Genomic DNA, 12,624 nt, shown 5'->3' with positions numbered 1-12,624 from the left:
TTCGCCGCACCTCTACGGTGAATGCCTACCCCATCACGTAGGAATTCACCGTGGAAAGTTCAACCCTCGGCATGCTCGTACTGACCCTCATCGCCGTGTTCGGCACCGCCGCTTTTTGCTTCGAGCACCTGGCCACGCGCCAACCGCGCAAGAAAAAAGCCAAGTAGCCGTCAGGCCTTGGTAGCGGGCGCCGGTTCGCTGATCACCAGTTCCTCAGGGATCTCATCCACCCGTGGATCCAGCACCGCGCCCATCGGGTGTTCAGGCATGGCCACGTGATGCAACGGCGCGCCTTCGACGAGGTATTCGCCGGTGACTTTCTTCGGCTGCACGCGCCAGATCAGCAGTAGCGCGCAGGCCGAAAACAGCATGTAGAACGCGCCGTGGCCGTAGCTGTTCATCAGCGCACCGCTGAGCATCGGCCCCAGGCTGGCACCGATGCCGTGGGTGGCCAGCAGCATCGCGCTCAACGGCACACGTCGTGGTTGTTCGACGTTGTCATTGGCCAGCGCCACCGCCAACGGGTAGAGGGTGAACAGCAGCAAGCCGCTGAGAAAACCGAACACCAGCAGCAGTGCATAGGGCAACTGCACCAGGCCCCACAGCGGAATCACCACCAGCCCCAAGGCCAGGGCGCACGCACGAATCAAGCGCGAGCGATCGATGCGATCCGACAGCCAGCCGATGGGCCACTGGCCGCACAACCCGGCAAAAATCGACACCGCAACAAAGGTACTCGCCTCGGCGGTGCTCAAGCCGTTGCGCGTGGCAAACACCGGGGCCAGCGCATAAAACGCGCCGACCATCAGGCCGGTGACAAACACCGTGGTCAGCGCCTGGGGCACCCGTCGCCAGAAAAACCCCACTTCCAGCGGCGCCGCCACCAGCTTGGCCGGGTGCAGGCGCTTGGTCATGGTCACCGGCAACAGGCACGCGGCAAAGCAGATCGCGACGATGAGCAGCGGCTTGAAGTCCAGCTCCGGGCGCCAGACCAGCACGCCCTGCCCCAGCATCAGGCCCAGCGACACCGCCACCATGTAACCGGCAAACACCGCGCCGCGCTGGTTGTTTTCCGCCTGCTCGTTGAGCCAGCTTTCGATGACCATGTACTGGTTCATCATCACCAGGCCCATCACAAAACGCAGCGCCAGCCAGAACTCCAGCTGCTCGAACAGTACATGCAGCAACACGATGATGGTGGCGACGCCGGCGCACGCCACATACGAACGCACATGCCCGACCCCGGCAATCATGCGGTGGCCGAACTTGGCGCCACACACCATGCCGCCGTAATACGCCGCCGTCAGCGCACCGATCCAGACCTCATTGATACCCTCGCTGCTCAGGCGCAGGCCGATAAAACTGAAAAACAGGCCGTTGCCGGTGAGCATCAGAATGGTCGCGCTGTACAGCGCGGGAAAGGTCAGGAATGTCAGGTTCATGAGGGCTCAGGGGGGTTGTTCAAACGGCTGGCATGGGCCAGCAACCATTGGCGAAAACTGCGCGCCGCCGAGGGCGGGTTGCGGTGATGGGGTTGCATCAGGTGCAGGCGACCACGGCTGTGCATGGTGTGGGGCAAGGCCATTTGCAGGCGCCCGGCGTCCAGTTCGCCGGCGAGCAGGCTCTTCCAGCCGAGGGCTACGCCGTGCCCCATCACCGCCGACTGCATCAACAGTTGATAGCTGTTGGTGCGCAACGCATGGCGCGGGGTGTGATAGTGGGCGTCGGCGTCGGCGAACCAGTCGGTCCAGGTCAGCCAGTCGTGGTAGTGGTCTTCGACGATCAGCAAGGTGTGGCCGTGCAGCAGGTGTTGCACGTCGTGAATCGGGCCGTGGCGCTCTATATAAGCCGGGCTGCACACGGTGATGACCTGTTCGTTGTCGAACACCGGCGACAGTTCAAGGCCGTGGGGCGCGGGCAGTTCGTCGAGGTGGTAGAACAGGCCCAGGTCATATTCGCTGACATCCAGGTGGCTGGGGCTTTCGCTGCACAGGATGCGGATGTCCAGGTCCGGGTGTTCGCGCTGGAAGTCCGGCAGCAAGCCGGCCAGCCAGATGGAACTGATGGTCGGCGTGCTGGCCAGGGTCAACTGGCGGTCGGCACCGCGCCGGCGCAACTCGGCGGACTCGCGGTCGAGTTCGCGCAGCAGGCGCTGGATCGTGCGGAAGTAACGCACCCCGGCCGGCGTGAGGCTAAGGCCCTGGGCCAGTCGGTAAAACAGCGGGCGGGCGAGGTCTTCTTCCAGGCGCTTGACCTGGCGGCTGACCGCGCTTTGGGTCAGGTTCAGCTCATGGGCGGCCTGGGTAAAGCTCAAATGACGGGCGGCCGCTTCGAAGGTCTGCAGGCAATTGAGCGGAGGAAGATCGACGTTTCGGCGCGACATGAAGGATTCCAATGGCAGAGACAGGCCCGGGTTGCCCCGGGCCCGCAGAGATCACGTGGGCAAGCATCCTGCCAGTTGCCCACTCACAGCGCGACCCTGGCCACGCGTTTGCTCCACTGGCGGCGATGTTCCAACTGGCCATTTTCCCACGCGGTCTGCTCGGCTTCGACGTAGAACCACTCGGCATCGGCGCTCACGCTCAGGCGGCTTTCCACCTCAACGTTCCATTCATCGCGACCCACCCGATAGTGCCACTCGATATCGGCGCGGGTCGACAACGGGTCCCACGGCAAGGTGCGGTATTGCTCGGTGCAACGCTGGTCCACCGCCAGGCCGTGGTCGGTAAAACGCACCGAACCCAGGTCGTCTTCGATCTTCACGCAGACCTCGCCACTGCCCACGTCTTCGATCAAGGTGCGCTTCGGCGCGGCGGCACGCAGCACTTCCAGGTTGGCCGGCGGTGCCGATTGCGGCGCTTCGAACGGGCACGCCACCGCTTCGCCGGTAAACACCGGCAGTTGCAGGCGTTGCAGGCCGGGCAACAAGGTCAGGGTGGTCAGCTCGCGGCTCGGCCACAGCAACGGGAAACTCGCGGTGCTCAGGGCCAGGCGCAAGCGGTAGCCGGCCGGCAGGCGCATGCCCATATGGTCGAGGTTTAACTGCACGTCCATCGGTGCACCGGGGACTACGGGTGATACGTGGGAAAAGTCCTCACGAAGCGTGAGATTGAGTACGCCGTAACTGATCTGCGTGACCTGCCCGTCCGGCGCGATGGCATTCAGGCGTGCGACCAGTTGCCCGCAGGCGGTGTCACTGGCCAGGCGCACTGTGAGGCGCGCATCGCCGAGCAACGCGAGGGGTTCGCTCAGCGGCTGGGAGTCGAAACACAGCGAATTCGCATCGTCACGGCGCTGATCCGTAGGGCCGTCGGGGCCAAACCAGATGGCGCAGTATTCGCCCTGGTGCAGGCCGGTGGTCAGCGGCGAGCAGATGCTGCGTGGGGTGGCCAAGGGGTCCGCGCCGGGGTTGAGGCCCTGTTCGCCAAGGCTGAAATCGCGCCACTGTATTTGCGGATCAGGCCACCCCGCCGTCTGCACCCAGATACCTGGCCGCTCGGCATAACTGCCCTGTGGCGGTAGAACATCCTGTAGGTAAAAGGTGCAGGCTGCGTCATCCATCACCCCATTATCGATGCCCTTCAGCCAGTGATCCCACCAGCGCTTGGCCTCTTGCAGGAAGCCAATGGCCGGATTCGGCACGGCGAAGTGTGGGTATTTGTGAATCCACGGGCCGATCATGGCTTTCTTCGGCCCCGGCAGGTGTTCCATCAGCCGTGAGACCGTGTTGCGGTAGGCATCGCCCCAGCCGCCCACCGCATACACCGCCGCCTTGATCTGCGAATAGTCCTCGCACACCGAGCCGTGGCGCCAATAGTCATCGCGGGTCTGGTGTTGCAGCCAGGTTTCGGCAAGCAGCGGCATGGCGTCCAGGCGTTGCTGCCAGAGGGTTTTCCATGCATCGCCGACCAGCAGCGGATCGGGCACGGCAGCGCTGAAGTTGAGCATGGTCGCGGCCCAACCGAAGTTCTCCATCAGCAGGTTGCCGCCCTTGTAATGGATGTCGTCGGCGAAGCGGTCATCGGTGGAACACAGAGTGATGATCGCCTTCAGCGCCTCGGGCTGGCGCGCCGCGACTTGCAGGCCGTTGAAGCCGCCCCAGGAGATGCCCATCATGCCGACGTTGCCGTCGCACCACGGCTGCTGGCACAGCCAGTCGATCACTTCGAGGGCGTCGTCCTGCTCCTGCAACAGGTATTCGTCGGCCATCAACCCTTGGGATTCGCCGTTGCCGCGCATGTCCACACGCACGCACACATAGCCTTGCCCAGCCATCCACGGGTGGGTCAGCGCATCACGCACGGCGGTGCCATCGCGCTTGCGGTACGGCAGGTATTCGAGGATCGCCGGGAAGGTTTGCAGGCCGGCGACTTCCGGCAGCCAGATGCGCGCGGCCAGTTGGGTGCCGTCCTTCAGGGGGATCAGGCAGTGTTCGATTTCACGGACCTTGTAGGCAAATTCGGTAACGATTTCCATCGGTAACTCCAAACTTTTGTTGCAAACAAACGGCTCCCCCGCGCTCTCTGGGGAGCGCGTGAGGAGACACACAGGTTTGAGGATTTAGCGGGCGAACTCGGCGACCGGGCTGGCGCCGCGCAGCGCGGGATCGGTGGCCGGCTTGAGGTGTTTCACATCGAGCAGCGCCGGGTTTTTCAGCCAGAAGATCAGCGAGGTACTGGCCAGCAGCACCAGGATCATCCCCGGCAGACCGCCGAGATTGGAGAGCATCTTCACCCCGTCGATGCCGATAAACGACACCATCACCCACGACACCGTGCCGATGATCACGCCCCAGACAATCTTCAGCATCGGGTTGCCGTCGAGGTCGGAATCGGCGGTCACGCCCTTGCTGCACAGGTTGGCGATCACGTCGGTGCTGGAGTCCGCCGCGGTGACAAACGAAATGAAGGCAACGAACAGCAGGAACGCAATCATCAGCCCGCTGGCCGGCAGTTGCTGGAACATCTGGTACAGCACGTGCTCCACACCCTGCTCGTTGAGCACGCGGTTGAGGCTGCCGTCGCCGAGCGCATCGAAGTACAGGCTGGTGCCGGAGAAGATGCAGATCCACACCGCCGTGAACAGCGCCGGGAACAGCATGTTGATATGGATGAATTCACGCACGGTATAGCCACGGCCGATCTTGCCGAGGAACAGCGCACTCACTGGCGCCCAGGCAAACCACACCGACCAGTAGAACACTGTCCAGCTTTGCGGCCAGGTGTCGCCACTGGCGGCGCCGGTGAACAAGCTGCGGCTGAAGAAGGTGTCGAGGTACACGCCGAGGGATTCGACGCCGAGGCTGAACATGTACAGGGTCGGCCCGCACAGCAGCACGAACAGCCCCAGGGCCAGCATGATCCAGGTGTTGAACGAGGACAGCATCACGATGCCTTTTTGCAGGCCGCTGGCGGCCGAGGCGACAAAGGTGATGACGATGATTGCGATGATGATCGCCAAGCGGAACGGCGTGGTTTCGCCGCCGATGTATTGGCTCAGGCCGCCGGCCAGGGTCAGTGCGCCCGTGCCCAGGGACGAGGCCATGCCGGCGACCAGGGCGAACATCGCCAGGGTGTCGATCAGCCCGGCGTAGCGCTTGACCCGCGCCGCGCCCAGCAAGGGTTCGAGCATCGCGCCAATCGAGAAGTTGCTGCGGCGGTTGTAGAACACCAGCGCAAACACGAGGGACGGCACCAGGTAGATGGCGTACGGGGTGATGGTCCAGTGCAGGAACATCGTCGACATCGCAAAGCTTTTCGCCGCCGAGCTGCCCGCTTCAATCGGCAGGCTGGTGGGCGGGCCGTACAGGTGGTAGAGCGGTTCGGCGGTGGTCCAGAACAACACACCAACCGCCAGCGTGGTGCACAGCGCCACCATGAACCAGCGCCATTTGCTCAGCAACGGCTGGGCGTCTTCACCGCCGATGCGCACCTTGCCCAGTGCCGAGAAGTACACGATGGCGGTCAACACCACCATGGCAAACGAGCCGGCGCTGAACAGCCAGGAGAAGTTTTTCAGGATCAGATTATTGAGCTGCTTGCTCACCGCAAGGAACGCATTCAGGTCGATATAGCTGGCGATCACCGCCGCCAGCAGAATCAGGAAAGTTGGCCAGAACACCAACGGACGCAGTGGATATTTCATGGAGTGCCGTTCCCCTTGCAGACTATTTTTATTGCCTTGAAAGGCCATTGTTAGAGAGCGGGCACCGCAGCGTCCTGCTGCCGGTAGCTCGCCTGGAAGTCTTCGCGTGGCTATAGATAACCGTTTATGCGGCAAGGGGCGCAATCGACCAATGGGCATGGGGGTATTCCCTCACGTCATGACGCACCAGCACAGTTCAGCGGGTGTAGGCAGTGCACAACGGCAAGGCGTACGCGGGTAAACATTCAAGGTGTAGCCTTGCGAGCAAGGCGTAGCCACCGATAGAATGAGATGAATTCTCACTTGCATTGCTTTGGTCAATAACAAGCCCCATGCCCCTTCCAACCAGTCCTTACCAGAATATCGGCGACCTCTATCGCGACCATCGCGGCTGGTTGGTGGGCTGGTTGCGCCAGCGCCTGGGCAACAGCGCCGACGCGGCGGACTTGACGCAAGATACCTTCATCCGCCTGCTGGGCGCCAAGCCACGTACCCTCCACAGCCCGCGCGCCTACCTGGCCACCGTCGCCAATCGCTTGCTGATCAGCCTGTACCGCCGGCGCTCGCTGGAGCAGGCGTGGCTGGAAACCCTGGCCCACCTGCCCGAGCAGAACACCCCCTCGCTGGAGAGCCAGGCGTTGATTCTCGAAGCGCTGCATGAGGTCGACCAGGTGCTTTCGTGCCTGCCGGCCAGGACGCGCCAGGCCTTTCTGATGGCTCAACTTGAGGGTTACAGCCAAGAGGAAATCGCCAGCCACCTGGGTATCCATGTGCGCTCGGTGCAACGCCATCTCGCGCGCGCCTATGAGGAATGCATCATCCTGGCCACAACTTCAGCGTGAGTGCCCAGCCGATTGACCGGCGCATTGCGCGCCAGGCGGCCCGCTGGTTCGTGCGCCTGCAAGGCAACGCCAGCCCGCGTGATCGGGAAGCCTGCGACCACTGGCGCGCCAGCCATGCCGACCACGAGCGCGCCTGGCAATTGGCGGCAGGGTTCCACGCACGCTTCGACGCGATCCCAGCGGATATCGGCATGCCCGCGCTGGGCCGCCCGGCAAGCCTTGATCGGCGCCACACCCTGAAACTGCTGACCAGCCTGATCATCGCTGCGCCGCTGGGCACATTCGCCTACCAGGCACTGCCCTGGCGGGAGTGGAGCGCAGACCAACGCACCGTGGCCGGCGAGCGTCGCGAATGCGTGCTGCCGGACGGCACCCGGGTGATGCTCAACACCGCCAGCGCCATGGACATCCGCTTCGACAGCCAGCAGCGCCTGCTGCGCCTGTACGCCGGCGAGATCCTGGTCAGCACCGCCGCCGACCCGCTCAACCGCCCACTCGTGGTGGAAACCGCCGAAGGCCGTTTGCGCCCGGTTGGCACGCGTTTCGACGTGCGCCAGCTCGACGGCAAAACCCGTATCGCAGTGCTGGAAGGGGCGGTGCAGGTCTATCCCGCTCACGCCAAGGATTTCCTGCGCCTGGAAGCGGGCCAGCAGACCGAGTTCAGTCGCGCCCTGATTGCGCCCGTGGCCACGCTGCAACGCAGCAGCAGCGATTGGACCCAAGGCGTACTGCGCGCGGAGAAAATGCGCCTGGCCGACTTTGCCCTCGAGCTCGGCCGCTATCGTCCCGGCCTGCTGCGCTGCGATCCGGCAGTGGCAGACTGGCAGATCTCCGGCACATTTCAGTTACACGACACCGACCTGGCATTGGCCGCCCTGGCCCGCACCCTGCCGGTAGACATCCGCACCCGCAGCCGCTACTGGGTGACCATCGCCGCCCGGGAAAGCTGAATTTCCCGCGTGTGTCGTGTTTTTCAGCCGCCATGCGTCCTCCTCGTAAAACAGCCAACACTCTTCGACGGGGAACACTCAATGCGGCAACCACAGCGGTACGTCCTACCCTTCCACTCCTTAGCCCTGGCAATACGCGGGGCGACCTTGGGCCTGCTGGTTGCAGGCTCGGTGGTGACCAGCCCCCCCCTGCTGGCAGAACCTATCGGCCAGCAGCACGTGCGCCATTACACGATTCCCGCCGGCGCCTTGAGCACGGCGCTGGCCGAGTTCGCCAGCCAGGCCGGCATCACCCTGCCGATCGACCCGGCGCTGGTGGAAGGCAAGCGCAGTACCGGGCTGAATGCCAACACCGGCATCGATGAGGGATTGCGCAGCCTGCTGCGCGGTAGCGGGCTAAATGCGGTCGCCTCCGGGGACGGCTCCTACACGCTGTATCCATTGGGAGATGGGTCAAGCATTGAGCTGGGGGCCACCAGTATCACCGGCCAACAACTGGGCCAGACCACCGAAAACTCCGGCTCCTACACCACGGGCAGCACCAGCACGGCAACCAAATTGCCCATGTCCCTGCGCGAGACTCCCCAGTCGGTGACCGTCATCACCCGCCAGCACATGACTGACCAGGGCCTGGGTTCCATCGCCGAAGTCCTCGGGCAAACCCCTGGCGTGACGGTGATGCACGACGACAGTGAGCGTTACAACTTCTACTCCCGCGGTTTTGCCTTGGACAGTTTTCAGTACGACGGTGTGCCGACGTCAGACTTCACCACCAATACCAACGGCCTGGGCGTGCGCGACATGGCCATCTACGACCGCGTCGAAGTGGTACGCGGCGCCACGGGGTTGATGAGTGGCGTCGGCAGCCCGGCGGGGGTGGTCAACCTGGTCCGCAAACGTCCGACCAAAGACTTCCAGGGCTATGTCTCCGGCAGTGGTGGCACCTGGGATCGCTACCGCACGGAAATGGACCTGTCCGGGCCGTTGTCCGAAAACGGCGCGCTGCGTGGGCGCGTGGTGGCAGCTCATCAGGACAACCATTCATTTATTGATTACTACACGCAGAAAAAGGACGTGTTCTACGCCATCGGCGAGGCCGATATCACGCCGGACACCACGCTGTACGCCGGCATCGACTATCAGAAAATCGACGCCGACGGCTCCAGTTTTGGCCAGCTGCCGCTGTACAACGCCGATGGCAACCGCGCCAACTTCAAACGCTCGACCAACCCGGCGGCCAAATGGACCTATGCCGACAGCCAAAGCACCAAATACTTTGCCGGCATCGAGCAGCGCTTCGACAATGACTGGCTGTTGCGCGTAGAAGCCAGCCACTGGAAAGGCACCACCGATCAGTTGCAAGGCAACATCGTCGGCTGGGGGCCGTTCCCCGACGAGACGACCCACCTTGCCGAACTGCAGCGCAGCCGCGTGACCTACACGATCAACGCCGACTCCGCGGATGCCTACGCGACGGGGCCTTTTTCGCTGCTGGGGCGTACCCATGAGTTGGTGGTGGGTTTGAATGCGAGTAACCGCCGCTCGGACTATCAGTCACTGGACGGTGGCAGCCTCAACGTGAACTACGAGACCTGGGGCAACAACCCGCCTCAGCCGGATGCGTTCACCTTCCAACAGAGCCAGGGCTACAAGATCAAGGAGTCCGGTGGGTACGCGGCATTGCGCCTGAACCCGCTGGACGACTGGCATGTGATCCTCGGCAGCCGGGTCGTCAACTATGAGCGTGAAGGCACCCTGACCTACGGATGGAAGCCCAATGATCCGTCGGACGACAGCGCCAGGAAAACCGGCAAGCTGGTGCCTTATGCTGGCATCGTCTACGACCTCAATGACATCCACTCGCTCTACGTCAGCTACACCGACATCTTCACGCCGCAGTCGTTGTTCGACAAAAACGACAAGGCGCTGGAACCGCTGACGGGGCAAAGCTATGAAGCGGGCCTGAAGTCGGAATATTTCGACGGTGCGCTCAACACCAGTGTCGCCGTGTTCACCATCAAGCAGGACAACCTGGGGGTGGACGACGGCGTTCGCACGGGAGGCCTTACGGCCTACAAGGCCGTCAGCGGCACCACCACCAAAGGGTTTGAAATGCAGCTGTCCGGCCAACTGACGCCGGGTTGGCAGATGCTTGCCGGCTTCACCTACGCCCAACCCCGGGACAAGGACGGCAACCGCATCAACACCAACCTGCCGGAGCGCCAGTTCAAACTGTCCACGGCCTACAAGCTTGAAGGTGCCCTGCGTGACCTGACAGTGGGCGGCAATGTGACGTGGCAGAGTTCAACCTATTCGGCCATCACCTACCCGATGGATGCGCGCGCCGACGAAGGCAGTTTCGCCGTGGTGGGGTTGATGGCGCGCTATGATGTGAGCAAGAACCTCAGCGCGTCGCTGAACCTGAACAACCTCTTCGACCGCGAGTACTACGCCGGCTACGGTCTGTATAGCAGCGCATTCTACGGTGACCCGCGCAATATGACGGTGGGCCTCAAGTACCAGTTCTGAACCTGATACGTCGTGGCGAGGGAGCTTGCTCCCGCTGGAGTGCGAAGCGCTCCCAAGATTTTTGGGGCCGCTACGCAGCCCAGCGGGAGCAAGCTCCCTCGCCACAACAGGTTTGTTCCTGCAAAAATCGCAGACGAAAAAAAGCCCGCTCAATGAGCGGGCTTTCTTGTGGTGACCTGGCGTTCAGTGTTCCAGGTTACCGAATATGGCGCAGCGGACGGGACTCGAACCCGCGACCCCCGGCGTGACAGGCCGGTATTCTAACCGACTGAACTACCGCTGCGCGTAACACTTGAAGCGAATGGTGGGTGATGACGGGATCGAACCGCCGACCCTCTGCTTGTAAGGCAGATGCTCTCCCAGCTGAGCTAATCACCCTTCGTTTCGGTGTGGGCGCATCTTACACCAAAAATCCGCAATGTCTTGTTTTATATGCAATTTATTTGAAATATTTTTCAAAGGGGGACGCAAAGCCCGTAAATACGGGCTTTTCACCCCACAAACGCGAGTCTATTGCGTTTACCCGACACTTGGCCGCACAATTAAAAACCATTCTCAATAACGCTTGAGCCACGCCTATGTCTGTGGGTGAACCGCCCTTCCAACGGGAAATAACCGCGCTCTACAGTGAGCATCACGGCTGGCTGCTGGCGTGGCTGCGGCGCAAATTGGGCTGCCGGCAGAACGCGGCGGACCTGGCGCAGGACACGTTCGCGCGTATCCTCAACGCCCGCGAGTCGGTGGCAAGCATTCGCGAACCGCGGGCGTACTTGAGCACCACGGCGCGGCGCCTGCTTATCGACCAGGCCCGGCGCAAGCAGATCGAAAACGCCTACCTGCAAGAGTTGGCGCTGACGGTGGACGTCCTGGAAGGGTTCCAGTCGCCGGAGCAGATCCACACCACCCTTGAGGCCCTGGAGCAGATCGCGTTTATTCTCGAAGGCATGCACGTCTATTCGCGCGAGGCCTTCGTGCTGTATTACCTCGAAGAACTGACCCAGCAACAGATCGCCCGCCAGCTCAAGCTGTCGGAACGCACCGTGCGCAAGTACCTGATCCAGGCGCTCGTGCATTGCGGCCACAGCCTGGACACCTGAGCGCACATGCACGACGCCCGCCAACAGATCGAAGAACAAGCCGCCGAATGGCTGCTGCGCCTGCACGAAGGTGAGCTGAGCGAAGCCCAGCGCCTGGCGTTCGAATGCTGGAAACAACAAGGCCCGCACTACGCCGCAGCCGCCGCGCGCATGGAAGAAGTGATTGCGCGCATGCAGGCCCTGCGCGGTAAAAAAGCACCGGCGCGGGCCGCCTTGAATGCCGCGTTTGCCCAGCAGAAATCCCACCGTCGCAAGCGCGCCGTACGCGCCCTGCTGCTGGCGTGCAGCCTGGCGATTCCGGCCGCGGCGCTGCTCGTCAGCCCTTACCCGCAACAATGGATGGCCGATGTGCGCAATGGCCCTGGCCAATGGCAAACCCTGCAATTGGCGGACGGCTCGACATTGACTCTCAACGGCATCAGCGCGGCGAACCTGCATTTCGACGCCAAACAGCGCCGCATCGAATTGCTGCAAGGCGAGATCCTCGTGGAAGTGGCCCACGACAGCACGCGGCCGTTTATCGTGCAGACCGCCCAAGGCACTTTGCGCGCACTGGGCACGCGGTTTGTAGTCAAGCGTGAAGGCGATGTCACCGTGCTGAGCATGTTGCAGTCGCGCGTGGCGGCACAGAGCGCGAATGCCCAGCAGACCCTGGAAGTCGATGCCGGCTCCCGGGCGCTGGTCTCTGCCCACAGCGTGCAGCTGAGCGGCAGCATCGACCCCGCCAGCATCAACGAAGCCTGGCGCCGCCATCAGTTGGTGGTGGAAAACCGGCCATTGCCCGAGGTGCTGGATGAAATCTCCCGCCATCGAACCGGGCGAGTGCAGTTCGATCGTGCGGCACTGCAAAGCCTGCGTGTATCGGCCGTCATCCCCTTGGACGACAGCGATCACGCCCTGCAATTACTCGCGCAAACCTTACCGATCAAGGTCAGAAGTTTTACGCCCTGGCTGATCCTCGTGGACCCAGACGACAGCGCCAATAAATAATTATTCGCATTTGCTTCCGGTTTTCTCGCAGTTGCCCGTCAAGAGAGGTAATTCGACACGTAAAGGATTGCC

The 12,624-nt window shown here is 62.6% G+C and carries 9 protein-coding genes and 2 tRNA genes; 5 read left to right on the top strand and 6 right to left on the bottom strand.

Annotated features, from left to right (window positions below):
* Positions 1–170: 170 nt before the first annotated feature.
* The 4 genes from PSH87_RS09505 to PSH87_RS09490 all read right to left on the bottom strand — a co-directional run bounded on the left by PSH87_RS09505 (position 171) and on the right by PSH87_RS09490 (position 6,144).
* Positions 171–1,442: an MFS transporter gene (locus tag PSH87_RS09505; RefSeq protein WP_017734801.1), complete on the bottom strand. Its 1,272-nt coding sequence runs from the start codon at positions 1,440–1,442 to the stop codon at positions 171–173.
* A complete protein-coding gene (locus PSH87_RS09500; RefSeq protein ID WP_305433265.1) occupies positions 1,439–2,383 on the bottom strand; it encodes a LysR substrate-binding domain-containing protein in 945 nt (314 codons plus the stop codon). The genes PSH87_RS09505 and PSH87_RS09500 overlap by 4 nt, the downstream gene beginning before the upstream one ends.
* 83 nt (positions 2,384–2,466) lie before the next feature.
* A complete protein-coding gene (locus tag PSH87_RS09495) occupies positions 2,467–4,476 on the bottom strand; it encodes a CocE/NonD family hydrolase (protein ID WP_305433263.1) in 2,010 nt (669 codons plus the stop codon).
* Positions 4,477–4,560: 84 nt separating this feature from the next.
* Entirely contained in the window at positions 4,561–6,144 is a 1,584-nt protein-coding gene (locus PSH87_RS09490; RefSeq protein ID WP_017734798.1) for a BCCT family transporter, read from the bottom strand.
* A gap of 332 nt (positions 6,145–6,476) precedes the next feature.
* On the opposite strand from PSH87_RS09490, the gene PSH87_RS09485 reads away from it, so the two are divergent.
* From PSH87_RS09485 to PSH87_RS09475, 3 genes are all read left to right on the top strand, one after another.
* Positions 6,477–6,986, top strand: a complete 510-nt coding sequence (locus PSH87_RS09485; protein ID WP_305433261.1) for a sigma-70 family RNA polymerase sigma factor — start codon at positions 6,477–6,479, stop codon at positions 6,984–6,986.
* Positions 6,956–7,936: a FecR domain-containing protein gene (locus PSH87_RS09480; RefSeq protein WP_256204073.1), complete on the top strand. Its 981-nt coding sequence runs from the start codon at positions 6,956–6,958 to the stop codon at positions 7,934–7,936. Before PSH87_RS09485 ends, PSH87_RS09480 begins: the two co-directional genes overlap by 31 nt.
* A 174-nt stretch (positions 7,937–8,110) precedes the next feature.
* Positions 8,111–10,465: a TonB-dependent siderophore receptor gene (locus PSH87_RS09475; RefSeq protein WP_305433258.1), complete on the top strand. Its 2,355-nt coding sequence runs from the start codon at positions 8,111–8,113 to the stop codon at positions 10,463–10,465.
* 206 nt (positions 10,466–10,671) lie between these two features.
* Here PSH87_RS09475 and PSH87_RS09470 read toward each other — a convergent pair.
* Positions 10,672–10,748 (bottom strand) — tRNA-Asp (locus PSH87_RS09470).
* Positions 10,749–10,767: 19 nt separating this feature from the next.
* Positions 10,768–10,843, bottom strand: a tRNA-Val gene (locus tag PSH87_RS09465).
* Between the two features lie 200 nt (positions 10,844–11,043).
* On the opposite strand from PSH87_RS09465, the gene PSH87_RS09460 reads away from it, so the two are divergent.
* Complete coding sequence (locus tag PSH87_RS09460) at positions 11,044–11,562, top strand: sigma-70 family RNA polymerase sigma factor (protein WP_305433257.1); 519 nt, start codon at positions 11,044–11,046, stop codon at positions 11,560–11,562.
* Between the two features lie 6 nt (positions 11,563–11,568).
* Positions 11,569–12,552 (top strand): FecR family protein, encoded by a 984-nt coding sequence (locus PSH87_RS09455; protein WP_305433256.1) that lies wholly within the window; start codon positions 11,569–11,571, stop codon positions 12,550–12,552.
* Positions 12,553–12,624: the final 72 nt, after the last annotated feature.

Origin of the sequence: Pseudomonas sp. FP453 (assembly GCF_030687495.1) — a bacterium.
Classification (GTDB): Bacteria; Pseudomonadota; Gammaproteobacteria; order Pseudomonadales; family Pseudomonadaceae; genus Aquipseudomonas.
The sequence above is the reverse complement of the archived record's forward strand: the minus strand, read 5'-3'. Positions and strand labels throughout refer to the sequence as shown.

Bases quoted from the DNA above. Each gene is read 5' to 3' on its own strand.
- PSH87_RS09490 (WP_017734798.1), bottom strand. From the start codon at position 6,144: ATGAAATATCCACTGCGTCCGTTGGTGTTCTGGCCAACTTTCCTGATT.
- PSH87_RS09495 (WP_305433263.1), bottom strand. From the start codon at position 4,476: ATGGAAATCGTTACCGAATTTGCCTACAAGGTCCGTGAAATCGAACAC.
- PSH87_RS09485 (WP_305433261.1), top strand. From the start codon at position 6,477: ATGCCCCTTCCAACCAGTCCTTACCAGAATATCGGCGACCTCTATCGC.
- PSH87_RS09480 (WP_256204073.1), top strand. From the start codon at position 6,956: ATGCATCATCCTGGCCACAACTTCAGCGTGAGTGCCCAGCCGATTGAC.
- PSH87_RS09500 (WP_305433265.1), bottom strand. From the start codon at position 2,383: ATGTCGCGCCGAAACGTCGATCTTCCTCCGCTCAATTGCCTGCAGACC.
- PSH87_RS09460 (WP_305433257.1), top strand. From the start codon at position 11,044: ATGTCTGTGGGTGAACCGCCCTTCCAACGGGAAATAACCGCGCTCTAC.
- PSH87_RS09505 (WP_017734801.1), bottom strand. From the start codon at position 1,442: ATGAACCTGACATTCCTGACCTTTCCCGCGCTGTACAGCGCGACCATT.
- PSH87_RS09455 (WP_305433256.1), top strand. From the start codon at position 11,569: ATGCACGACGCCCGCCAACAGATCGAAGAACAAGCCGCCGAATGGCTG.